This is a genomic window from Streptomyces sp. SAT1, from assembly GCF_001654495.1.
Taxonomy (GTDB): Bacteria; Actinomycetota; Actinomycetes; order Streptomycetales; family Streptomycetaceae; genus Streptomyces; species Streptomyces andamanensis.
The window spans coordinates 4,114,886-4,137,919 of record NZ_CP015849.1; the positions used below are offsets into that span (position 1 = coordinate 4,114,886).

22 protein-coding genes are annotated in these 23,034 nt (G+C 72.6%); 13 read left to right on the forward strand and 9 right to left on the reverse strand.

Annotation, left to right across the window (positions count from 1 at the left end):
* Window positions 1–131 precede the first annotated feature (131 nt).
* Window positions 132–953, reverse strand: coding sequence for an ECF subfamily RNA polymerase sigma factor, BldN family (locus A8713_RS17730; protein WP_064534454.1), 822 nt, complete (start codon window positions 951–953; stop codon window positions 132–134).
* Window positions 954–1,373: 420 nt separating this feature from the next.
* A complete protein-coding gene (locus tag A8713_RS17735; protein ID WP_064534455.1) occupies window positions 1,374–2,300 on the reverse strand; it encodes an HAD family hydrolase in 927 nt (308 codons plus the stop codon).
* Window positions 2,301–2,526: 226 nt separating this feature from the next.
* Here A8713_RS17735 and A8713_RS17740 point away from each other — a divergent pair, with 226 nt between their 5' ends.
* The 6 genes from A8713_RS17740 (at window position 2,527) to A8713_RS17765 (ending at window position 9,395) form a co-directional block, all read left to right on the forward strand.
* Window positions 2,527–2,823: a glutaredoxin family protein gene (locus tag A8713_RS17740; protein ID WP_064534456.1), complete on the forward strand. Its 297-nt coding sequence runs from the start codon at window positions 2,527–2,529 to the stop codon at window positions 2,821–2,823.
* A 368-nt stretch (window positions 2,824–3,191) separates the two neighbouring features.
* Window positions 3,192–3,956, forward strand: coding sequence for a redox-sensing transcriptional repressor Rex (locus A8713_RS17745; protein WP_064534457.1), 765 nt, complete (start codon window positions 3,192–3,194; stop codon window positions 3,954–3,956).
* Window positions 3,953–5,752 carry a glutamyl-tRNA reductase gene (locus tag A8713_RS17750; RefSeq protein ID WP_064534458.1) on the forward strand — a complete coding sequence of 600 codons (1,800 nt, stop codon included), beginning with the start codon at window positions 3,953–3,955 and terminating at the stop codon, window positions 5,750–5,752. The genes A8713_RS17745 and A8713_RS17750 overlap by 4 nt, the downstream gene beginning before the upstream one ends.
* On the forward strand, window positions 5,749–6,708 hold the full coding sequence (gene hemC, locus A8713_RS17755; protein WP_064534459.1) for a hydroxymethylbilane synthase: 960 nt from the start codon (window positions 5,749–5,751) through the stop codon (window positions 6,706–6,708). Before A8713_RS17750 ends, hemC begins: the two co-directional genes overlap by 4 nt.
* Window positions 6,705–8,414: a uroporphyrinogen-III synthase gene (locus A8713_RS17760; protein WP_064534460.1), complete on the forward strand. Its 1,710-nt coding sequence runs from the start codon at window positions 6,705–6,707 to the stop codon at window positions 8,412–8,414. Before hemC ends, A8713_RS17760 begins: the two co-directional genes overlap by 4 nt.
* Before the next feature lie 246 nt (window positions 8,415–8,660).
* Complete coding sequence (locus A8713_RS17765) at window positions 8,661–9,395, forward strand: RICIN domain-containing protein (RefSeq protein ID WP_237305404.1); 735 nt, start codon at window positions 8,661–8,663, stop codon at window positions 9,393–9,395.
* 88 nt (window positions 9,396–9,483) lie between these two features.
* Here the strand turns inward: A8713_RS17765 and A8713_RS17770 are convergent, their stop codons facing one another.
* Window positions 9,484–9,909: a VOC family protein gene (locus tag A8713_RS17770; protein ID WP_064534462.1), complete on the reverse strand. Its 426-nt coding sequence runs from the start codon at window positions 9,907–9,909 to the stop codon at window positions 9,484–9,486.
* A gap of 82 nt (window positions 9,910–9,991) precedes the next feature.
* Here A8713_RS17770 and A8713_RS17775 point away from each other — a divergent pair, with 82 nt between their 5' ends.
* Window positions 9,992–10,948 carry a helix-turn-helix transcriptional regulator gene (locus tag A8713_RS17775; RefSeq protein ID WP_064534463.1) on the forward strand — a complete coding sequence of 319 codons (957 nt, stop codon included), beginning with the start codon at window positions 9,992–9,994 and terminating at the stop codon, window positions 10,946–10,948.
* A 122-nt stretch (window positions 10,949–11,070) separates the two neighbouring features.
* Window positions 11,071–12,063: a porphobilinogen synthase gene (hemB, locus tag A8713_RS17780; RefSeq protein WP_064534464.1), complete on the forward strand. Its 993-nt coding sequence runs from the start codon at window positions 11,071–11,073 to the stop codon at window positions 12,061–12,063.
* On the opposite strand, the gene A8713_RS17785 is transcribed toward hemB, so the two are convergent.
* Together A8713_RS17785 and A8713_RS17790 are read right to left on the reverse strand one after the other, a co-directional pair.
* Window positions 12,027–12,257, reverse strand: coding sequence for a hypothetical protein (locus A8713_RS17785; protein WP_064534465.1), 231 nt, complete (start codon window positions 12,255–12,257; stop codon window positions 12,027–12,029). The two genes, hemB and A8713_RS17785, sit on opposite strands and share 37 nt — an antisense overlap.
* Window positions 12,258–12,450: 193 nt before the next feature.
* Window positions 12,451–13,221, reverse strand: a complete 771-nt coding sequence (locus tag A8713_RS17790; protein WP_064534466.1) for a DUF4232 domain-containing protein — start codon at window positions 13,219–13,221, stop codon at window positions 12,451–12,453.
* 236 nt (window positions 13,222–13,457) lie between these two features.
* Between A8713_RS17790 and A8713_RS17795 the strand changes: the two genes are divergently transcribed.
* The 3 genes from A8713_RS17795 to A8713_RS17805 all read left to right on the forward strand — a co-directional run bounded on the left by A8713_RS17795 (window position 13,458) and on the right by A8713_RS17805 (window position 16,837).
* Window positions 13,458–14,885, forward strand: coding sequence for a helix-turn-helix domain-containing protein (locus A8713_RS17795; protein ID WP_064534467.1), 1,428 nt, complete (start codon window positions 13,458–13,460; stop codon window positions 14,883–14,885).
* Window positions 14,886–14,967: 82 nt separating this feature from the next.
* On the forward strand, window positions 14,968–15,870 hold the full coding sequence (locus tag A8713_RS17800) for an SAM-dependent methyltransferase (protein ID WP_064534468.1): 903 nt from the start codon (window positions 14,968–14,970) through the stop codon (window positions 15,868–15,870).
* 64 nt (window positions 15,871–15,934) lie between these two features.
* A complete protein-coding gene (locus A8713_RS17805) occupies window positions 15,935–16,837 on the forward strand; it encodes an SAM-dependent methyltransferase (protein WP_064534469.1) in 903 nt (300 codons plus the stop codon).
* 21 nt (window positions 16,838–16,858) lie between these two features.
* On the opposite strand, the gene A8713_RS17810 is transcribed toward A8713_RS17805, so the two are convergent.
* From A8713_RS17810 to A8713_RS17820, 3 genes are read right to left on the reverse strand one after another with little or no spacing between them, the layout of a single operon-like run.
* A complete protein-coding gene (locus tag A8713_RS17810; RefSeq protein ID WP_064534470.1) occupies window positions 16,859–17,635 on the reverse strand; it encodes a DUF4253 domain-containing protein in 777 nt (258 codons plus the stop codon).
* Between the two features lie 34 nt (window positions 17,636–17,669).
* Window positions 17,670–17,909 (reverse strand): DUF397 domain-containing protein, encoded by a 240-nt coding sequence (locus A8713_RS17815; RefSeq protein WP_064534471.1) that lies wholly within the window; start codon window positions 17,907–17,909, stop codon window positions 17,670–17,672.
* Window positions 17,906–18,733 carry a helix-turn-helix domain-containing protein gene (locus A8713_RS17820; RefSeq protein ID WP_064534472.1) on the reverse strand — a complete coding sequence of 276 codons (828 nt, stop codon included), beginning with the start codon at window positions 18,731–18,733 and terminating at the stop codon, window positions 17,906–17,908. The genes A8713_RS17815 and A8713_RS17820 overlap by 4 nt, the downstream gene beginning before the upstream one ends.
* A gap of 112 nt (window positions 18,734–18,845) precedes the next feature.
* On the opposite strand from A8713_RS17820, the gene A8713_RS17825 reads away from it, so the two are divergent.
* Window positions 18,846–19,253, forward strand: coding sequence for an ATP-binding protein (locus A8713_RS17825; RefSeq protein WP_079159027.1), 408 nt, complete (start codon window positions 18,846–18,848; stop codon window positions 19,251–19,253).
* 1 nt (window position 19,254) lies between these two features.
* Here the strand turns inward: A8713_RS17825 and argS are convergent, their stop codons facing one another.
* Window positions 19,255–21,018, reverse strand: coding sequence for an arginine--tRNA ligase (argS, locus tag A8713_RS17830; RefSeq protein ID WP_064534474.1), 1,764 nt, complete (start codon window positions 21,016–21,018; stop codon window positions 19,255–19,257).
* A gap of 247 nt (window positions 21,019–21,265) precedes the next feature.
* On the opposite strand from argS, the gene lysS reads away from it, so the two are divergent.
* Entirely contained in the window at window positions 21,266–23,008 is a 1,743-nt protein-coding gene (gene lysS / locus A8713_RS17835) for a lysine--tRNA ligase (RefSeq protein ID WP_064534475.1), read from the forward strand.
* The last annotated feature ends 26 nt before the right edge of the window (window positions 23,009–23,034 follow it).

Genomic DNA, 23,034 nt, shown 5'->3' on the forward strand with positions numbered 1-23,034 from the left:
AGGGAGCCTGTATCCCGCACAACGAGCGGCTCGGCACTTCGGTTACGGACGGCCGGAGATCGGGTGGAGAAGTCAACGCACGGCAACTCAGGGGGAGTTGGCCGTGGCGCTCGGCCGGGGGCCCGGCGGGCTCAGCGGGCGTCGTCCGGCAGCAGCCGGGCGAGGGTGCGTACGGCCCGGTACTGGAGGGTCTTGATCGCGCCCTCGTTCTTGCCCATCACCCGGGCGGTCTCCGCGACGGACAGGCCCTGGAGGAAGCGGAGGGTGACGCACTCCTGCTGCTGCGGGTTGAGCCGCCGTACGGCGTCCAGCAGCGCGGCGTTGGACAGGGACTCCAGGACGGAGTCCTCCGGGGAGCGCTCGACCTCGTTGGCGTCGAGCATCTCGCCGGTGGTGACCTCCAGCCGGAAGCGGCTGGACTTGAAGTGGTCGGCCACCAGGTTGCGGGCGATGGTGACCAGCCAGGCGCCGAAGTCGCGGCCCTGCCAGGTGAAGGTGCCGATGCGGCGCAGGGCCCGCAGAAAGGTCTCGCTGGTGAGGTCCTCGGCGGTCGCCTTGCCGCCCACCCGGTAGTAGATGTACCGGTACACGGTGTCGCTGTACTGGTCGTAGAGGCGCCCGAAGGCGTCGGCCTCGCCGGCCTGGGCGCGCTCGACGAGGTCCATCATCCGGGCGCTGTCGCTGTCCGCGGCCGGGCGGCGGACGGTGGCCGCCGGGGCGGAGCGGCCTCGTCTGGCCGCCCTCCCCTCGGCGGAGCGCCGGCCCTCGACGACGGCGCTGCGCGCGGGGCCCTGCTCCATGCCGTCGGCCAGCGCGTAGCACGGGCCGATCGGCGCTGCGGTGGCGAAGGCGGGGCCGGCGTACGCGGTGGGGACGAGGGCGCGCAGCAGGTCGAGGACCGTTGCGCGGAGCGTAGCCAGGCCCGAGGCGTCAACCCCGACGTGTGGGTACACGGGACTCCCAGAGGCAGAGCTTGCATCACGTGCAGTGCGGAACCATTCACCCGTCGTAGCGACGGAGGGGGTGCCGGATTGCGTCTGAGGAGAATAACGCTTCGTGTAGGCCCTGCTACACCGAGTTGCTCAAATCATCGATTACGTCGTTTCCGTGGCCAGTTGACGCCCGATCGAGTGCCACAGACTGACCGTTTGCTGATCGGTCCGGTTCGGATTCGGTGCCGGAGCAGGGCATGTCGTGGCGGTGTACCGCCAACGGGAATGGCCGGCGCGGTGTGTGGGCGTGTTCGGTCGTCTGACCGGAATCCGGGTGCGGAGTGCGACTGTGACCGGTGATGTTCCTGTGGCGTCCTGTGCTGTTCTGTGGCGTCCGGTGGCGTCCGGCGTCTGGTGGCGGACGGCGGGCGGCGGCGGTCGCTAGCGCCTGCGGCGGTGCAGGGCGATGGCCGCCGCGGTGCCGCCGGCGACCGCGCCGACGCCCGCCGCCGCGGGGATGCCGACCTTCGCGGCCTTGCGGCCGGTGCGGTAGTCGCGCAGGCGCCAGTCCTTCTCGCGGGCGTGGCGGCGGAGCTTGGCGTCCGGGTTGATGGCGTACGGGTGGCCGACCAGCGACAGCATGGGGATGTCGTTGTGCGAGTCGCTGTAGGCGGCGCAGCGGGACAGGTCCAGGCCCTCGGCCGCCGCGAGGGCGCGTACCGCCTCCGCCTTGGCCGGGCCGTGCAGCGGTTCGCCGACCAGGCGGCCGGTGTAGACGCCGGCGACCGACTCGGCCACCGTGCCCAGCGCGCCGGTCAGGCCCAGGCGCCGCGCGATGACCTGGGCGATCTCGACCGGGGCCGCGGTGACCAGCCACACCTTCTGGCCGGCGTCGAGGTGGGCCTGGGCGAGCGCCCGGGTGCCCGGCCAGATGCGCTCGGCCATGTACTCGTCGTAGATCTCCTCGCCGATGGACTCCAGCTCGGCGACGCGGTGGCCCTTGACGATGGAGAGCGCGGAGTCGCGGGCGTCCTGCATGTGCTCGGGGTCCTCGACCCCGGCCAGCCGGAACCACGCCTGCTGCCAGGCGAACCGGGCGAGGTCGCGGGTCTCGAAGAACTTCCGTTTGTACAGGCCGCGGCCGAAGTGGAACAGCGCGGCGCCCTGCATCACGGTGTTGTCGAGGTCGAAGAAGGCGGCGGCGCGGTCGTCCCCGGGCACGGGGAACTGAGGCTCCTCGGGCGCGGGCGGCGGGGCGTCCGCCTCCTGCGTGGACTTGCGCGCTGCCTCCGCCGAGGCCTCGCCTGCCAGCACGCTCCGCGCGGTGGCGGAGCGCCTACGGGGGGTGAGCCATCCGAGAGCGGCCATGGCGTGAGCATAGCCAGTCTGTTCGGGACTTCCGGAGCCGCGAGGTGGGAACCCCGTGAACTCCGCCCGGCCGTGGAGTGGCAGGGATCACTGAAGGGGCTGCAAGGGGGTGCACGGGACGCATGGGGGGCGACAGGAGGGGCGAGCGGCACCCGGGGGCCGGCACCCGGGGATCCGGGGGCCGCGGTCGTGGAGCCCGGCCGGTCGGCGGGGCGACAATGCCGGTATGAGCGCCCTCTTCCGCCGCAAGGCGTCCGCGTCGTCCGCCGCCGCATCCGCCCCCCGGGACCGGCTGGTCACGCTCGTCCGCAAGCCCGGCTGCCATCTGTGCGACGACGCGCAGGCGGTCGTCGAGAAGGTGTGCGGGGAGCTGGGCGTGCGGTGGGAGGGCAGGGACATCACCGAGGACGCGGCGCTGTACGACGCGTACTGGGAGCAGATCCCGGTGGTGCTGATCGACGGGGAGCAGCACACCTTCTGGCGGGTGAACGAGGAGCGGCTGCGGCGGGCGCTCGCCGGCTGAGCGGGGCGGGAGCACCGCGGGGGCCCGCAAGGGCCTGCGGGGGCCCGCCCGGGACCGGCCGAGGGAGCGAGCGTGACTGACCGGCGGGTACAAAGTGGCCGAAAGTCGCTTAGGATCGACGGCGGCTTGGTCTCGGGGGCGGCGATCACAGAGGAGCGTGTGCGGTTTTGCCCCCAACAAGTAAGGAACGCGGCGGCGAGTGCGCCGGTTCCAGACGTGTGCGCCGGGGGCGCGTGACCCCGGTCACGTTGGCCGGGCAAATCGGACACCATCTTTGTGCACGCGTTCACAAAGACATAGCCTGCTGTCGACGGGGCGGTCCGGGGACGTATGGCCGCCCAGAGCCCCGCTCTACCCGCAGGAGCACCGTGGCAACTGGCCGAACTCACCGACCGGCGACCCGTAGCCGAGGGATTCCCGAGGCCACCGTCGCCCGGCTTCCGCTGTACCTCCGAGCCCTGACCGCGCTGTCGGAGCGCTCGGTGCCCACCGTCTCCTCCGAGGAGCTGGCGGCGGCGGCGGGAGTCAACTCCGCCAAGCTGCGCAAGGACTTCTCCTACCTCGGCTCCTACGGGACCCGCGGTGTGGGCTACGACGTCGAGTATCTCGTCTACCAGATCTCCCGCGAACTGGGCCTGACCCAGGACTGGCCGGTTGTGATCGTCGGTATCGGCAACCTCGGCGCCGCGCTCGCCAACTACGGCGGCTTCGCCTCCCGCGGCTTCCGGGTGGCCGCGCTCATCGACGCCGACCCCGCGATGGCCGGGAAGCCCGTCGCCGGGATCCCCGTCCAGCACACCGACGAGCTGGAGGCGATCATCCGGGACAACGGCGTCTCGATCGGCGTGATCGCGACCCCCGCGGGCGCCGCCCAGCAGGTCTGCGACCGGCTCGTCGCCGCCGGGGTGACCTCCATCCTGAACTTCGCGCCGACCGTGCTCAACGTCCCCGAAGGGGTCGACGTGCGCAAGGTCGACCTCTCCATCGAACTCCAGATCCTCGCCTTCCACGAGCAGCGCAAGGCCGGTGAGGAGGCCGCCGCCGAGGGCCCGCTGCCCGCCGCCGGTGCCGCCCGCAAGCGCTCCGCCGACCAGGGGCCCGACGGGGACGTCCCCGCCGTGATGCCGGCATGAGCCTGCTCGTCGTCGGACTGAGTCACCGCAGCGCCCCGGTCAGCCTCCTGGAGCGCGCCTCGCTGAACGCGGACGACCGGGCCAAGCTGCTCCAGGACACCGTCGCCGCGGAGCCCGCCACCGAGGCCGCGGTCCTGGCCACCTGCAACCGCATCGAGCTGTACGCCGACGTGGACAAGTTCCACGCCGGTGTCGCCGAGCTGTCCACGCTGCTCGCCCGGCACAGCGGGGTCGGCCTGGAGGAACTCACCCCCTATCTCTATGTGCACTACGAGGACCGGGCCGTCCACCACCTGTTCTCGGTGGCCTGCGGCCTGGACTCGATGGTCGTCGGCGAGGGCCAGATCCTCGGCCAGATCAAGGACTCCCTGGCCCGCGCCCAGGAGCTGCACACCGCCGGGCGGCTGCTGAACGACCTGTTCCAGCAGGCCCTGCGGGTGGGCAAGCGGGCGCACTCGGAGACCGGCATCGACCGCGCCGGGCAGTCCCTGGTCACCTTCGGCCTGGAGCAGCTGTCCGCAGGCGCGCCCGTCGCCGACTGGGCGCGCGGCAAGAAGGCCCTGGTCATCGGCGCCGGTTCGATGTCGTCACTGGCCGCCGCCACGCTGGCGCGCGCCGGGGTCGCCGAGGTCGTGATCGCCAACCGCACCCAGGAGCGCGCCGAGCGGCTCGCCCGGATCCTCACCGAGGGCGACGACACGCACGTGCCGGCCCGCGCGGTACCGATGGACGCGGTACCGGTCGAGCTGACACGTGCAGACGTCGCCGTCTCCTGTACCGGCGCGACGGGACTCGTCCTGACGGCCGAGGCGATCGCCGCCGCGATCGAGGGCCGTACCGGAGCACCCGTCGCGGCCCCGCACGACGGTCGCACGGACCCGGCGGCCCCGTACGCCGAAGCCGCCCGGAGCCGCACCGCCCCGGCGGCGAAGCCGGACGCGCGCGAGACGGCCACGACGCCGCTGCCGCCCGCCGGTGCCGGTGAGGAGAACTGCCCGCTGGACCTGGCCGCCGTGGAACCCGCCTTCTCCCTGCTCGGCGAGTCCGCCGTGGCGGGCATCGACGCGGCCACCCTGGAGCAGCACGGCGCGTGGGTGGACGGCGGCACCTCGCTGCTGGAGCGGGACCGCACGCGCGACGCGCAGGCGGAGGCCGGCGCGGACGCCGAGCTGATCACCGCGCTCGCCGCGACCGCCGCCACCGCCGGCCGGGTCCCCGAGCGCCGCAGGCCCGAACCGGTCGCCGTGCTGCCGCGCCCCGAGCCGGTCCTCTTCGTCCTCGACCTGGCCATGCCCCGCGACGTCGACGCCGCCGCGCACCGGCTGGCCGGGGCGCGCCTGGTGGACATCGAGTCGCTCGCCGACGCCTCCGCCGACGCGCCGATGGCGGCCGACGTCGACCAGGTCCGCCGGATCGTCTCCGACGAGGTCGCGGCCTTCGGGGCGGCCCAGCGGGCGGCGCACATCACGCCCACCGTGGTCGCCCTGCGCACCATGGCCGCCGACGTCGTGTCCAGCGAGATCGCCCGCCTCGAAGGGCGGCTGCCGGGCCTGGACGACAAGCACCGCGCGGAGATCACCCAGACCGTACGGCGGGTGGTGGACAAGCTGCTGCACGCGCCGACCGTGCGGGTCAAGCAGCTCGCGGCCGAGCCCGGCGGCGCCGGGTACGCGGACGCGCTGCGCACCCTGTTCGACCTGGACCAGGAGACGGTGGCCGCCGTCTCCCGGGCCGTGAGCGACCCCGTCGCCATCGACGACCACGTGAAGAACGGCAAGAACCGAGGGCCAGCATGAGGAACAAGGCACTGAGACTGGGGACGAGGCGCAGCAGACTCGCCATGGCCCAGTCCGGGCAGGTGGCGGATGCCGTGAGCCAGGTGACCGGGCGGCCCGTCGAGCTCGTCGAGATCACCACGTACGGCGACGTCTCGCGCGAGCACCTGGCGCAGATCGGCGGCACGGGCGTGTTCGTCGCGGCGCTGCGCGAGGCGCTGCTGCGGGGCGAGGTGGACTTCGCGGTTCATTCGCTCAAGGACCTGCCGACCGCGCAGCCCGACGGCCTGGTCCTGGCCGCCGTGCCCGAGCGCGAGGACCCGCGGGACGTGCTGGTCGCACGGGACGCGCTGAAGTTCACCGACCTGCCGCGCGGCGCCCGCATAGGTACCGGCGCGCCGCGCCGGATGGCCCAGCTCAACGCGTACGCCCGCGCCCACGGCCTGGACATCAAGACCGTCGCGATCCGCGGCAACGTCGACACCCGCATCGGCTTCGTCCGGGACGGCGAGCTGGACGCGGTGGTCCTGGCCGCGGCCGGACTCAACCGGATCGGCCGCGCCGACGAGGTGACCGACTTCCTGTCGGTCGACACGGTTCTGCCCGCCCCCGGCCAGGGGGCACTGGCGGTCGAATGCTCCGCGGACGACGCGGAACTGATCGCCGCGCTCGCCGGACTCGACGACCCGCTCACGCGGGCCGCCGTGACGGCCGAGCGCTCACTGCTCGCCGCCCTGGAGGCCGGCTGCAGCGCCCCGGTGGGTGCTTTGGCCGACATCCTGGCCGACGGGCAGACTGTCAAGGAAATGCGCCTGCGGGCCGTCGTCGGCACGACCGACGGCAGCGCGCTGGTGCAGCTGTCCACCACCGGTCCCGTGCCCTCGACGCACGACGCGGCGATGGCGTTCGGTCGCGAACTCGCCACCGACATGCTCGCCCAGGGCGCGGCCGGTCTGATGGGGGAGCGAGCACATTGAGCCCCACCACCCTTCCCGCCGGTCCGGAACACGGGCACGTCACCTTCCTCGGTGCCGGACCCGGAGATCCGGGACTGCTCACTCTGCGCGCCGTGGAGGCGCTGGCGAGCGCGGACGTCCTGGTCGCCGAGCACGAGGTGCTCGACGTCGTACGCACGCACGCCCGCCAGGGCGTGTCGGTCGTGCACACGGACGCCGGTCCCTCGTCGGACGCCGTCCAGGGCACGGGCACGCCGCAGCTGAAGGTCGTTGACAGTACGTCAGCGGCCGTCGGGGCCCCCGCGGTGCGGGATGCCGCACATCTTGTCATGGAGGCCGCGCGGGGCGGCAGGCGGGTCGTCCGTGCGGTGTCCGGGGATCCCGGGCTCGACACGGACGCCGCCGCCGAGATGCTCGCCTGCGCCGCCGCGGGCGTGCCCTTCGAGGTCGTCCCCGGTATCGCGAGCGCCGTCGGCGTGCCCGCGTACGCCGGTGTGCCGCTGCGCGACGCCGAGGGCACCGACGTGCGGTTCGTCGACGCCCGTACCGCCTCCGACCGCTGCTGGACGGAGGTCGGCGCCTCGGACGGCACGGTCGTCGTGTCCACCACGCTGGACTCGGTGGCGGCCACGGCCGGGGAACTCGTCACGGCCGGCCGCAAGCCGGACACCCCGATGACGGTGACCGTCGGCGGCACGACCACCCGCCAGCGCACCTGGACCGCCACGCTCGGCACGGTCGCCCAGACCCTGAAGCAGGCCAAGGTGCTGCCGTCCCCGGACGGCGGCCGGCCGGTGATAGCCGTGGTCGGCGAGCGCAGTGCCGCGGCGGCGCGGCGCGACCAGCTGTCGTGGTTCGAGTCCAAGCCGCTGTTCGGCTGGAAGGTCCTGGTGCCGCGCACCAAGGAGCAGGCCGCTTCGCTCTCCGACCAGTTGCGCTCCTACGGCGCGGTGCCGCACGAGGTGCCGACCATCGCCGTGGAGCCCCCGCGCACCCCGCAGCAGATGGAGCGCGCGGTCAAGGGCCTGGTGACCGGCCGCTACGAGTGGATCGCGTTCACCTCGGTCAACGCGGTCAAGGCGGTCCGCGAGAAGTTCGAGGAGTACGGCCTGGACGCCCGCGCCTTCGCGGGCATCAAGGTCGCGGCGGTGGGCGAGCAGACCGCCAAGGCGCTGATCGCCTTCGGTGTGAAGCCGGACCTGGTGCCCAGCGGCGAGCAGTCGGCCGCCGGTCTCCTGGAGGACTGGCCGCCCTACGACCCGGTGTTCGACCCGATCGACCGCGTCTTCCTGCCGCGCGCCGACATCGCCACGGAGACCCTGGTCGCCGGGCTGATCGAGCTGGGCTGGGAGGTCGACGACGTCACCGCCTACCGCACCGTGCGCGCCTCGCCGCCCCCGGCGGAGACGCGGGAGGCGATCAAGGGCGGCGGTTTCGACGCGGTGCTCTTCACCTCGTCCTCCACGGTCCGCAACCTGGTCGGCATCGCGGGCAAGCCGCACAACGTGACGGTGATCGCCTGCATCGGCCCGGCCACGGCCAAGACCGCCGAGGAGCACGGCCTGCGCGTGGACGTGATGGCTCCCGAGCCGTCCGTCCTCAGGCTGGCCGAGGCGCTGGCCGATTTCGGCCTCAAGCGCCGGGCCGCGGCGCTGGAGGCCGGCGACCCGGTGACCCGGCCGAGCGAGCGGCGGCCGGGTGCGCGCAGGCGCCGGTCGACGACCTGAGCGGGCGTCCTGCCTGAGCGGACGTACTCGCTGAGCGCTACGGCGGAGCGCCCCCCACACGGGGGGCGCTCCGCCGTTTTCGTGTCCGGTCCCGCCCCGGCAGGGCATCAACTGAGATGAATGAAGTCCGATAATCGTCCATGTCAGTTGACATTCCTCTCTGGCCCCATCAGGCTTCCGATGCTCCAAAAACGCACTTGCACCGCTTTCGTGAACAGACGTGAACAGACGTGAACAGAGAGGCGCATGACTGTGAGACGTAGCGTCAGACGAACCGTGTCGGCGGCGGGAACGGCTCTCCTGGGAGTGCTGACCGCCGTGGTCGTCCTCCCCGGCACCGCACAGGCCGCGAGCCCGGGGAGCTGTTCGGCCCAGCGCAACGGCCCGGTCGGTGCGGTGTCGTGCAGCGGGGTGGCACCGAGCACGGTGTGGCGGGCGGAGGCCGGCTGCTTCTACGTCGACGGCGGGACGCCGGTCGACTACAAGGTGTACGGCAGCCTGGTCACCGGCAACGGCACCTCGACGGCCGTCTGCTCGCTGCCGCGCTCCTACGTGGGCAAGCTGCTGGACGCGGTGGTCGTGGGCGTCTCGGGCAAGCAGGGCCGGCTCGTCGGCTACGGCGGCAAGTGCGTGGACGTGAAGGGCGGCAAGACCACGGTCGCCACCCCGGTCCAGATCTACGACTGCAACGGCACGAACGCGCAGTGGTGGACCATCGGCGACGATCACACGGTCCGGGCGCTGGGCAAGTGCCTGAACGTCGTCTGGGCCGGTACCGCCAACGGCACCAAGGTGGAGATCTACGACTGCATCGCGGACAGCCAGAGCGAGAAGTGGGTGCTCCAGAACGACGGCTCCCTGCGGAACGAGAACTCCGGCAAGTGCCTCGACGACCTGGGCTTCAACACCGCCAACGGCACCCAGCTGGGCATCTGGGACTGCAACGGCGCGGCCAACCAGAAGTGGGTCGTGACCCCCTGACCCCGTGACCGGGCGTGAACCGGAGCCGGTCCCGCCCGGGGGGAGCGGGACCGGCTCCTTCGCGCGAGGGGGCTCGCGGGCCGGTGCCTCAGACCAGGGTCGTGACGCAGAACGGATGGCCCGCCGGGTCCAGCAGGACCCGCCAGCGGTCGGGGGAGGGCTGGTGGCCGGGCTTCTCCGCGCCCCGGGCCAGCAGATGGGCCTCGGCCGCGTCCAGGTCGTCGACGCCCACTTCGAGGTGGGCCTGCTTGCCCTGGCCGCCGTCCGGCCAGGTGGGGCGGCGGTAGTCGGCGAGGCGGTGGAAACCGAGGCCGGGGGCGCCCTCGCGGGAGAGGAAGAAGAAGTCCTCGGTGGAGAAGGTGACGGGAAGGCCGAGCATCTCGCTGTAGAAGCGGGCCAGTTCGGCGGGGTCGGCGCAGTCGAAGGTGACGGCGGCGTAGCGGAACGCGGGTGCGGGTGCGGAGTTCTCAGTGTTCTCGGGGTTCTCGGGGTTCTCGGGGTGCTCAGTGCTCATGCGAGGACCGTAGGACGGGACCAGGACAGTTCCGGTCCTGGTCGTCCGTCCGGCCGGGCGGCGGCTGTGGAAGACTTCCGGCGTGATCAGTGCGTCCGCCCGGCTGCTGCGGCTGGTCTCCGTGCTGGCCGCCCGGCCGTCGTGGACCTGCGCCGAGCTGGCCGAGCGCACCGGGGTCACCGAGCGCACGGTGCGCCGCGACATCGCCCGGCTGCGGGAGATCGGCTACGCCGTCGAGTCCGAACCGGGCCCCTGGGGCGGCTACCGGCTGCGGGCCGGGTCCCGGGTGCCGCCGCTGATCCTGGACGACGAGGAGGCCCTGGCCGTGGCCGTGGGTCTGCGCGAGGCCGCGCTGAGCGGGGCGCTCGGCGGCGACCAGGCCGCGCTGTCGGCGCTGCTGAAGCTGCGCCAGGTGCTGCCGCGCCGGATCGCGGAGCGGCTGGAGGAGATGGACGCGGCCTTCGTGCACACCCCGCGCACCGCCGAGCCGCAGATCACCTCCGGGATGCTGCTGGAGCTGGCCGCCGCCTGCCGCCGGGCCGAGCGCGCCCGGCTGGCGTACCGGGACGGCAAGGGGCGGTCCACCGTCCGGGACGTCGATCCGCACCGGCTCGTGCACACCGGCCGCCGCTGGTACTTCGTCGCCCGGGACGTGGACCGCGACGAGTGGCGCACCTTCCGCGCCGACCGGGTCGAGCGCCTCCAGCCGACCGGGCAGCCGGTGGAGCTGACCGACCCGCCCGACCCGGCCCAGCTCGTCTCCCGCTCCACCGCCAACGGCCCCTATCCGCTGACCGCGACCGTCCGCCTCCCGCTGCCCCTGGAACAGGCGCTGCGGCTGGTCCCGGCGACCGTCGGCACCCACCGCCCGGACGGCCCCGGCGCCACCGTCGTCGAGATCGGCGGCCCGGACCCGGACGGCCTCGCCGGGTACCTGCTCGGTCTGGCCGTACCCCTGCGGGTCCTGGACCCGGACTCCGTGCGCGAGGCGCTGGTGCGCCGCGCCCGGGAGCTGCTGGCCGCCCAGCCGGAGGACTGACCGCCCCGGATCAGGCTCCGCCGAGGGGCCGTGCGAGGTGGTGGTTCCGTCGTGCGGAGGGGCCGCCGGGGTCGACAGGGCGTCGGCAAAAGGGCGTCCGGGGCGGGCGTAGCGTAGGGGACATGACGAAGTACGGATCCTTTCCCGGTACGCGACCTCGTCGGCTGCGCACCACTCCCGCCATGCGGCGCATGGTCGCCGAGACCCGGCTGCACCCGGCCGATCTGATCCTGCCCGCCTTCGTGCGCGAGGGCGTCGCCGAGCCGGTGCCGATCACGGCGATGCCCGGGGTCGTGCAGCACACCCGCGACAGCCTGAAGAAGGCCGCCGCCGAGGCGGTCGCCGCCGGGATCTCCGGGATCATGCTCTTCGGCGTGCCGGAGGAGGCCAAGAAGGACGCCGCCGGTACGGCGGGCACCGACCCGGACGGGATCCTCCAGGTGGCGCTGCGCGACGTGCGGGCCGAGGTCGGCGACGACCTGCTCGTCATGTCCGACCTGTGCCTGGACGAGTTCACCGACCACGGCCACTGCGGTGTCCTGGACGCCGAGGGCCGCGTCGACAACGACGCGACGCTGGAGCGGTACGCCGAGATGGCCCAGGTCCAGGCCGACGCGGGCGCCCATGTCGTGGGCCCCAGCGGGATGATGGACGGGCAGATCGGCGTCATCCGCGACGCGCTCGACCAGATCGGCCGGGAGGACGTCGCCGTCCTCGCCTACACCGCGAAGTACTCCTCCGCCTTCTACGGTCCCTTCCGCGAGGCGGTCGGCTCCTCGCTCCAGGGGGACCGCAAGACCTACCAGCAGGACCCGGCGAACCTGCGCGAGTCGCTGCGCGAGCTGGCCCTCGACCTGGAGGAGGGCGCCGACATGGTCATGGTCAAGCCGGCCGGTCCCTACCTCGACGTCCTGGCCGAGGTCGCGGACGCGGTGGACGTGCCGGTGGCCGCGTACCAGATCTCCGGTGAGTACTCGATGATCGAGGCCGCGGCCGAGAAGGGCTGGGTGGACCGGGAGCGGGCCATCCTGGAGACCCTGACCGGCATCAAGCGGGCCGGGGCGCGGAACATCCTCACCTACTGGGCCGTCGAGGTCGCGCAGAAGCTGCGCTGAGGACCGGGCTGGACGGCGGCCGTCGCACACGGCCGCCCCAGCGACGCCGAGTCCGTGGACGGCCCCTCGTCGCGTACGCCCTCACCGTCGTCGCAGCCCGTCAGGGCGGCCGAGGCGGCGAGCACGAGCACCGTCGCGGCGAGCAGCCGGACGCGGGCGCGGGCGGGGCGTGCGCGGGTGGGACGTGCAGGCATGGAAGATCCCCCTGAGGCGGGCACGAGCAGTCCTTGTGAGGTGGAGGCCGTGGTCGGCGGCGGGTCGCGCCCAGCTTGATCCGTGGGCACGACCCCGCGCCACAACCGGCCGCCGATGCGGGACGCCGGAACGTCACAACCCCCTGTGACCTGCGCAGACGGCGTCCCTCTGGGATGCGGTACGGGACGTGGATCAGAAGTCCACGGCCGGTCCCATGGTGCTCTCCCAGTACGTCACCGTCAGCTTGTCGTCGACGTAGACGCTCCTGCCGGGCAGCGCCACCGTGCCGATGGAGCCGTCGTCGAAGGGGATCGTCAGGGTGTTGACGGTGTGCCCGTGGTCGCCGTCGCCGGACAGGAGCACGCCCGCGTAGCCGGACTGGCCCGGCTCCAGCGTGGTCACCGCCTGCGGCTTGGTCTCCTCGGCCACCGGCGGCACCGACTGCGCCTCGCCGAAGCGGGCCGCCGGGTACATGGGCAGCATGCAGGTCTTCGAACCCGTGTTCGTCGCGGTGATCAGCAGGTGGTTGATGGGACGGGAGACCGTGGCGGCCTTGAAGCGCAGGCTCTTGGCCCCGCACTTCGCGAGCTCCCCGGAGGACGCGTCGGAGTCGCCGGTGCCCCGCGAGCCCGCGCCGGAACCGCCGGTGCTGCCGCTGCCCTTGGACGTGCCGCCGTTCACGGAGGAACCCTTCCCGGCGGCGGAGCCCGAGCCCGAGCCGGAACCGGAACCGGAGCCCCCGCCCGTCCCGGTGCCGGTCTCGCCCGGGGCCTTCGCGTCGGCGGAGGCGGCGCCCGACGGCTGCTCGTTCTGTACGGAACCCGCGGGGGCGGCGGAGGACGCGGCGCCCGCGCCGTTGTCGTCGCCGCCGCTCTGGCAGGCCGTCAGGGACAGGGCCGCGGCGGCGATCGCGGCGGCGGTGAACAGCCGGGTGCGGCGGGTGCGGCGGATGCGAGCGGACATGGGAACTCCTCGGTAGGGCTGAGTGGACGGCCGTGGAGAACGGCGCTCGACCGGTCGCCGTGAGGCGGTGGGCCGGGAGCGCCGTGTTCGGCTGCTCCACAGCTTGTGGGAGGATCCGTCCCAGCGGCCACAGCTGCCGGGGCAACCGGGATGCTGGAACGCCAAAAGCGGGTCTGACCTGCGGGAACGGCAACCGTCTGGGACGCCGTCCGGGGATGCGAGGAGGGGGCTGGAGGGTGACCGGGGACGATTTCGCCGGGCTGCTGCGGGAGCTGAAGGAGCGGTCCGGACTCAGTTACGGGGCCCTCGGCAAGCGCCTGCACATGAGCGCGTCGACCGTGCACCGGTACGTCAGCGGTGACGTCGTACCGACCGACTACGCGCCCGTCGAGCGGCTGGCCCGCCTCTGCCGGGCCACCCCCGACGAACTCCTCGAACTGCACCGCCGCTGGGTCCGCGCGGACGCGCTGCGCGGGACGAAGGGGGCGGGCCCGGCGGCCGGGGAGACGGCGGCCGCGGAGGAGGAAGCGGCGGACGAGACGGCACCCGCCGGCCGTTCCGCCGGGACCGGATCACCGGCCGCGCCGGACCCGGCCTCCGCCCTTCCCGGTCCCGGCTCGGGAGCCGACTCCCGCCGCGGCTCCGGCCCCGGCTCCGGTCCCGACTCCCGCCGCGGATCCGGTCCCGACTCCGGTCCCGGCTCCGGCTCCGGCTCCGGTCCCGACTCCGGCTCTCGGGACGCGGGCGGCCCGCGCGCCCGCCGCCGTCCCACCGCCCTGCTCGCGGGCGCCGGGATCGTGGCGGTGGCCGCCGCGACCGCGCTCGTGGTGCACCTGGTGCCGGGCGGCCGCTCCCATCCGTCCGGCACCGCCGAAGGCGCCGCGGCGGCGGTCTCCGCCACCGGCAGCGGCCCCAGCGCCACGCCCCCGGGGGACCCGGACGGCAGCGCGTCCCCCTCCCTCTCGCCCTCGCGCTCCGCCTCCGCCCCGCCGTCCTCCCCGGCCCCCGGGCACACCCCGGCCGCCCCGCGCTCCACCTCGCCCCTCACGAACGGCCGGCCGGGCGCCGTGCCGATCACGGTCGGCGTCACCCCGTACTACTGGGACGTGCCCTGCGAGCAGAGCTTCCTGGTGGACCGCAGCCCGAAGAACGTGCCGCCGCCGCCCGGACTCCAGGACGTGGTCGGCTGGGCCACGCCGCTGGGCGCGGTCGCCGCCGACCGCCAGGTGGTCGTGCTCACCGTGCAGGGCAGCGGCGCCGAGACGGTCGTGCTCCAGGGGCTGCACGTGCGGGTGGTGCGCAGCGACGCGCCGCTGACGTGGAACTCGTACGCGATGAGCAACGGCTGCGGCGGCGGGGTGGACACCAAGTCCTTCGACGTCTCGCTCGACCTGGGCAACCCGCTGGCCCAGCCCATCGGCGGACAGCGGAACTTCCCGTACAAGGTCAGCGAGTCCGACCCCGAGGTGTTCTACGTCAACGGGCACACCGCCGGGCACGACGTGAGCTGGTACCTGGAGCTGGACTGGTCCAGCGGCGACCGGCACGGCACCGTCCGCGTCGACGACCACGGCAAGCCGTTCCGCACCAGCGGGGCGCAGGGCCGTCCGCGCTATGTCAGCCCGCTGGGCGGCCACGGCTGGGAACGGGAACTGGGGAGCTGAGTGCACCCGGCCCCGGGCGCGGCCAAGTGCCGTGGGCGGCTAGGTTGTTCGCGATCGGACGACTTTTCCAGGGAGACGCGCCATGCCCGGTGATGCCCTCAGCCCCGACTCCGCCGAGCTGCGGAGCCGGATCGACTCGACCAAGCCGCATCCGGCGCGGGTCTACGACGTCCTGCTGGGCGGCAAGGACCACTACCCGGTCGACCGGGAGGCGGCGGCGCGGGCCATCGCCCAGCACCCCCGGGGCTTCCTCACCGCCCGGTACAACCGCGACTTCCTGCGCCGCGCGGTCACCACGCTCGTACGGGACGAGGGCGTGCGCCAGTTCCTGGACGTCGGCACCGGGCTGCCGACCGCCGAGAACGTCCACCAGATCGCCCAGCGCCTCGCCCCCGAGACCCGGGTCGTCTACGTCGACAACGACCCGATCGTGCTGACCCACGCCCGCGCGCTGCTCACCTCCGGGCCCGAGGGCCGCACCGACTACGTCGACGCCGATCTGCGCGACCCGGCGCGGATCCTCGAAGAGGCCGCCCGCACCCTCGACCTCGACCGGCCCGTGGCGCTGGTGCTGCTCGCGGTGCTGCACTTCATCGAGGACGAGGCGGCCTACGCCCTGGTCCGCGACCTGCTGGCGGCGCTGCCCCCGGGGAGCTGGCTGGTCCTGAGCCATCTGGCCGAGGACCTCAACCCGGCGGGCACCTCCAAGGTGGTCGGCTCCCTGAAGAAGAGCGGGATGACCTTCGTGCTGCGCACGCGCGAGCAGGTCGAGCGGTTCTTCGACGAGAACGGGCTGACCCCCGCCGAGCCGGGCATCGTCCCCGTGCACCACTGGCGCCCGGACGGCGCGGCGCCCGTGCTGCGCGTGCCGGACCCGGAGTACCTGGAGTCCCTGGAGCTGATCGACCGGATCAGGTACGCCGACATCAACGACCCCTCGGCGGGCGACCCCAGCATCCACGCGGCCATCGCCCGCAAGCCCTGACCACCGCCCCTTCCGTACTCCTTTCGGACCCCTTCGGACCCCTTCGCACCCCAGGAGGAACGACGTGCCCGGTGACGCCCTCAGCCAGGACCCCGCCGAGATCCGGGGCCGGATCGACACGACCAGGGCCCATCCGGCGCGCGTCTACGACGTCTTCCTGGGCGGCAAGGACCACTACCCGGCCGATCGCGCCGCGGCCGCCGCCGGACTCGCCGCCAACCCGCGCGGCTACCTCGACGTCCGGCACAACCGCGACTTCCTGCGCCGGGCCGTGACCACGCTCGCCGCCGAGGACGGCATCCGCCAGTTCCTCGACATCGGCACCGGCCTGCCGACCGCCGAGAACGTCCACCAGATCGCCCAGCGGACCGACCCCGGCGCACGGGTGGTTTACGTCGACAACGACCCCGTCGTCCTCGCGCACGCCCGCGCGCTGCTCACCTCCGGGCCCGAGGGCCGCACCGACTACATCGACGCCGACCTCCGCGACCCCGCGCACATCCTCGAACAGGCCGCGAACACCCTCGACTTCGACCGGCCGATCGCCCTCTGCCTGGTCGCTATCCTGCACTTCGTCGCGGACGAGGAGGCGTACCCGCTCGTCCGCGAACTGCTGGACGCGCTGCCCGCCGGGAGCCGGCTGGTCCTCAGCCACCTCACCGACGACCTCAACCCGGAGAACGTCCGCGCGGTGCAGCGCGCCTACACCGAGCGCGGCTTCACCTTCGTGCTGCGCTCCCGCGCGGATGTCGCCCGCTTCCTCACGGACAACGGCCTGGAGACGGCCGCGCCCGGTGTGGTCCCCGTCCACCACTGGCGCCCCGACCACGCCGCGCCCGTCCCCGAACAGCCCGATCCTTCCTACCTCGACACCCTCGACGACATCGAGAAGGTCCGCTACCGCGCCATCGACGACGTCACCGACGCCGACATCAACGTGTACGCGGCACTCGGCGTCAAGCCGTAGCCCGCGGCGCCGCCGGCGCGCTCAGTCCCACCAGAAGTGCCAGGACCGGCCGCCCGTCAGCGTCCGCGCGTACGCATCGAGCCCCTCCTCCACGCTGTCCGGGCAGAACGCGAAGTGCTCCGCCGCCACCGCCTCCGCCTCGGCGGGGGTGGCGGGCGGCGCGGCCACGGACACGGTGAGGTGGTCGAAGCCCAGCGCCACGACCCGTATGCCGAAGCGGTCCTCCCACGAGCGGAGCACCGCGCACAGCCGGGCCACGTCCTCCTCGTGGTTCACCGGGCCGCTCCAGCCGATCGCCGCCGGTATGTCCGCGCTGCGCCGCGCGGGCACCAGCGCCAGATGCGGGTCCTTCAGCCAGGGCCGCCCCTCCGCGAGCGCGTCCGCCAGCTCCGCCGCCCGTACGTCCGGCGCGGCCGTCAGCGACAGCGGCTCGGCCAGCCCCGGCCACTCGCCCGCCCGCTCCACCGCCCACTCCGGCCAGCACTCCGCGAGCACGTCCTCGGCGTCATGATCACCCGGATACGACGTCTCGCCGGGCGCCAGCTCCCAGTCCTCCGGGCCGCCCTGACCGCCGTTCAGGTCCAGCAGCACCGGCAGCAGGCCCACCCGGGCGGCGGGCCCGCCCAGCGCCGCCCAGTTGCCGGACGCCACCGCGCGCCCGGCGCACCACATCAGCGGTTCGCGCCACGGACCGTCGTCCGTCGCGTCGATCAGGCTCCCGGGCGGCAGTTGCAGCCCGAGGGAACGCCCGCTCGGATCGGCGGCGAGCTTGGGCAGCGGATTCGGAAGAGTCGCCATGCCAGTGACTGTAGGCGCAGCCACTGACAATCCCTCACCTGACCGAGTCGGTGAACGCTTCCCAAATCGCCGGTGAGACACGGAGGGTGGGCGCGTCCTCCGTGTTCTTCGAGTCACGGATGTGGATGGTGTGGGGGCAGGCGGCGACTTCGAGGCACTGCCCGCCTTCGCTAGCGCTGTAGCTGGACTTGCGCCAGGTGTAGGCGACTTCGAGGCACGCGCCGCCTTCGCTGCCGCTGTAGCTCGACTTGAACCACTCAAGTGAGGTGCTCATTGATCTCCTAGCAGACGGTCGAGCAGGCCCTTCGACTCACCTGGAGTCATGGCCTGTGACCGCAGCATCGCATACTTGCGGGCCAGTACGGACACCTCGTCCGGGGCCGCCACCCACTGGCTCCCGCGCTGCCCTTCTTCGTAGGCGAGATGGTGGTGATCGGGGGTCTCCAGCAGGATGAACGGGCCGTCCAGACCAGCACTGCTCGGTGTTCGCATGGGCAGGAACTGCAAGGACATCCCCGGCCGTTCGGTGTACTCGCGCAGACGGCGCAGTTGCTCGCGGCGGACGCGGTCCCCACCGACGCGGAGGTGCAGCACCGGCTCCCAGACGATGAAGCTCATCGTCGGCGGACACTTGCGCTGGAGGATCTCCTGGCGGCCGATGCGCCCCGCGAGCTTCGTCGCCAGTTCGTCCTCGTCGTACGCGGGGACCCGCTCGCACAGTACGGCGCGCGCGTACGGCTCCGTCTGGAGCAGACCGGGCAGTACCGCGTTGTCGTACCAGGAGAGCGAGACCGCTTCCCGCTCATGGACCATGTACTGCTCGGCGTACATCGGGAACTGGTCGATCTCCGGCAGCTTGTCCACCCCGGCCGCCAGCATCCCCTTGGTGTCGAGGAGTACGTCCATCGCCTCCGCGACATCCGGCATCAGCGGTCGTCTGCCCTGCTCGATCGAGGCGACGGTCTCCTCGTCCACCATCAGCCGTTCCGCCAGCACGCGCTGCGTGAAACCGGCCGCCTTCCTCGCGGCCTGCACCTGCGCGCCCAGCATCTTCAGCGTCGAGAAGTTCTTCTTCCGTGGCTGCTTCTTGGTGCTCATGCCGGTCCAACTCCCCACGCCCCGCTCGTGGTGACCCTTGCCGACCCGTACAGATTACGCGTACGGGTTCACTCACTGACCCACAGTAGTGACTCTGCGCGACATTCGTCCCGTGATTCAGCCAATCGAACTCCCCTACCAGCGCGACCAGTTCTACCGTCGTGACCGCCGGTCCGTGCCGGCCGCCCGGCGGCTGACCGAGTGGGCGCTGCGGTTCTGGGGGCTGGCCGAGTGGGCGCGGGCCGAGGACGTGGCCCTGTGCACCAGCGAGCTGGCCACCAACGCGCTGCTGCACGGCGTACCGCCGGGCCGTGGCTTTCTCCTGCGGGTGCGCTACGACGGCGCCGTCGTGCGCGTCGAGGTGCACGACAGCGGTGACGGGGTGCCGGGCATCCCGGAGGGGCCCCCGGACGCGGCCGAGGGCGGACGCGGGCTGCTGCTCGTGTCCGCCCTCAGTGACAAGTGGGGCGTGGGGGAGCGGAACCCGGGCAAGGTGGTGTGGGCCGAGTTCGCTCGGTGACTCAGAGCCGTTCGGGCGCCTGGATGCCCAGCAGGGCCATGCCCTGCCGGAGCGTGCGGCCGGTGGCGTCGGTCAGGAAGAGGCGGTTCTCCACCTGCTCCGGCGTCTCGGCCTTCAGGACCGGGCACTTGTCGTAGAACGTGGTGAACAGGGACGCGAGCTGGTAGAGGTACGCCGTCAGCTTGTGCGGCGCGTACTCGGCGGCGGCCTCCGCGACCGTCTCCGCGAACTGGTCCGCGTGCAGCCCGAGCGCCCGCTCGGCCGGGGACAGCTCCAGCTCGGGGTGGGCCACCGGGCGGACCTCGCCCGCCTTGCGCTGGATGGACTGGGTCCGGGCGTACGCGTACTGGAGGTAGACGGACGTGTCGCCGTTGAGCGAGACCATCTGGTCCAGGTCGAACTTGTAGTCCCGGCTCGCCGAGGTCGACAGGTCCGCGTACTTCACCGCGCCGATGCCCACCTGGGCGCCGCGCTCGGCGATCTCCCGCTCGGACAGGTCCTGCGCCTTCTCGCGCACGACCGCCGACGCGCGGTCGATCGCCTCGTCCAGCAGGTCGACCAGGCGCACCGTCTCGCCCTCACGGGTCTTGAACGGCTTGCCGTCCTTGCCGAGGACCGTGCCGAAGGCGAGCTGCCGGGCCTTGACGTCCTCGCCGAGCCAGCCGGCCCGGCGCGCGGTCTCGAAGACCATCTTGAAGTGCAGGGACTGCCGCGCGTCCACCACGTACAGCAGGGTGTCGGCCTTCAGGTTGAAGACGCGGTCGCGGATCGCGGACAGGTCGGTGGCCGCGTAGCCGTAGCCGCCGTCCGACTTCTGGACGATCAGCGGGACCTTGTTGCCGTCGGGGCCCAGGACGTCGTCGAAGAAGACGCACAGCGCGCCCTCGGAGCGGACCGCGACGCCCGACTCCTCCAGGAGGCGGCAGGTCTCGGCCAGCATGTCGTTGTACCCGGACTCGCCGACGATGTCCGCGTCCCGGATCTCCATGTCCAGCTTCTCGAAGACGGAGAAGAAGTAGATCTTCGACTCGTCGACGAACTTCTGCCACATGGCGAGCGTGTGCGGGTCACCGGCCTGGAGGTCGACCACCCGGCGCCGGGCGCGCGTCTTGAACTCCTCGTCGGAGTCGAACTTCCTGCGCGCGGCCTTGTAGAGGCGGTCGAGGTTGGACATCGCCTCCTCGCCGCTCACCTCTCCGGCCCGGTGGTCCAGCTCGTGCGGGTGCTCGTCCAGATACTGGATGAGCATGCCGAACTGGGTGCCCCAGTCACCGATGTGGTGGCGGCGCACCACGGTCTCCCCGGTGAACTCCAGGAGCCGGACGACCGCGTCGCCGATGACCGCCGAGCGCAGGTGGCCGACGTGCATCTCCTTGGCGACGTTCGGCTGGGCGTAGTCGATGACCGTGGTGCCCGGGTGGTCGGCGTGCGGCACGCCGAGCCGGGCCGCCGGGTCGGTGACCCGCGCGGACAGGTTCTCGATGATCGCCTTGTCGGTGACCGTGATGTTGAGGAAGCCGGGGCCGGAGACCTCGATGTCCCCGATCACGTCACCGGTGACCACCCGCTCCACGACCTGCGCCGCCAGCTCGCGCGGGTTCGCCTTGGCCTTCTTGGCCAGCGCCAGGATCCCGTTGGCCTGGAAGTCGGCCCGGTCGCTTCGTCGCAGCAGCGGGTCCGCGGCGGCGGCCTCCGGCAGGGCGGCCGAGAGCGCGTTCGCGAGACGCTGGTGGACGGAGGCGGTGAGGGACGTGACCGAGGCCATAGGAATGGGTGCCGTTCTCGTCTGGGGATAATGAGTCCCGCTCAGTATCCCACGGGGGGTAAAGCGAATTTTCCGTCCGTCCGGCCAACCCCGGGGCGCGTCCCTCCGTCCAACGCCGTGGAAAGGCGTTTTCGTGGATGCCGCCCGGCCTGGGAGAATGGGACGGTCAGCCGTGCGACCGCGTGGGCGGCCCACGGAGAGCTTCCGGATACTCCAGGAAACTCCAGGAAACTTCAGGAAAGAGGACGTGCCGATCGTGGCTCAGAGCACCGAGACCACCGACTGGGTCTCCCGTTTCGCGGATGAGGTCATCGAGGAGTCGGAGCGCCGGGCCCCTGGCAAACCCGTGGTCGTCGCCTCGGGTCTGTCCCCCTCCGGACCCATCCACCTGGGCAACCTGCGCGAGGTCATGACCCCGCACCTGGTCGCCGACGAGATCCGCCGCCGCGGCCGCCAGGTCCGGCACCTGATCTCCTGGGACGACTACGACCGCTACCGCAAGGTCCCGGCGGGCGTCCCCGGCGTCGACGAGTCGTGGGCCGAGCACATCGGCAAGCCGCTGACCTCCGTCCCCGCGCCCGCGGGCTCCGCCCACCCGAACTGGGCCGAGCACTTCAGGGCCGCCATGGTCGCCTCGCTCGCCGAGCTGGGCGTGGAGTTCGACGGGATCAGCCAGACCGCGCAGTACACCTCCGGGGTCTACCGCGAGCAGGTCCTGCACGCCATGCGGCACCGCGCCGACATCGACGCGATCCTCGCCCAGTACCGCACCAAGCCGAAGACCGGCGGCAAGAAGCAGCAGAAGCCGGCCGACGAGGCCGAGCTGGAGGCCGCCGAGGGCTCGGGCGCCGCCGCCGAGGACGACGGCAGCTCCGGCTCCGCCGGGTACTTCCCGTACAAGCCGTACTGCGGCAACTGCGAGAAGGACCTCACCACCGTCACCGCCTACGACGACGACTCCACCGAGCTGACGTACACCTGCACGGCGTGCGCCTTCTCGGAGACCGTCCGGCTCAGCGAGTTCAACCGCGGCAAGCTGGTCTGGAAGGTCGACTGGCCGATGCGCTGGGCGTACGAGGGCGTGATCTTCGAGCCGTCCGGCGTCGACCACTCCTCGCCCGGCTCGTCCTTCCAGGTCGGCGGGCAGATCGTCGGCATCTTCGACGGCAAGCAGCCCATCGGCCCGATGTACGCCTTCGTCGGCATCTCCGGCATGGCCAAGATGTCCTCGTCCAAGGGCGGCGTGCCCACGCCCGGCGACGCGCTCCAGATCATGGAGCCGCAGCTGCTGCGCTGGCTGTACGCCCGCCGCCGCCCCAACCAGTCCTTCAAGATCGCCTTCGACCAGGAGATCCAGCGGCTGTACGACGAGTGGGACAAGCTGGCCGGGAAGGTCGCCGACGGCTCCGCGCTGCCCGGTGACGTCGCCGCGTACACCCGCGCGGTCGGCACCGCCTCCGGCGAGCTGCCCAGGACGGCCCGCCCGCTGCCGTACCGCACCCTCGCCTCGGTCGCCGACATCACCGCCGGCCACCAGGACCAGGCGCTGCGCATCCTCAGCGAGCTGGACCCGTCCGACCCGCTGTCCTCGCTGGACGAGTCCCGCCCGCGCTACGACAAGGCCGAGGCGTGGATCAACACCCACGTCCCCGCCGACCAGCGCACCATCGTCCGCGCCGAGCCCGACACCGACCTGCTGAAGTCGCTGGACGAGCCGTCCCGGCAGTCCGTGCGGCTCCTGCTGGACGGCCTCGCCGAGCACTGGTCGCTGGACGGCCTCACCCACCTGGTCTACGGCGTGCCCAAGGTCCAGGCCGGATTCTCCGCCGACGCCACGCCCAAGGAACTGCCGCCGGAGATCAAGACCGCCCAGCGGACGTTCTTCGCGCTCCTCTACCACCTGCTCGTCGGCCGCGACACCGGCCCGCGCCTGCCCACGCTGCTCCTCGCGGTGGGCCAGGAGCGGGTGCGGACGCTGCTCGGCGCGTAGGCGCTCCGCGGGACGCCGTAAGGCAA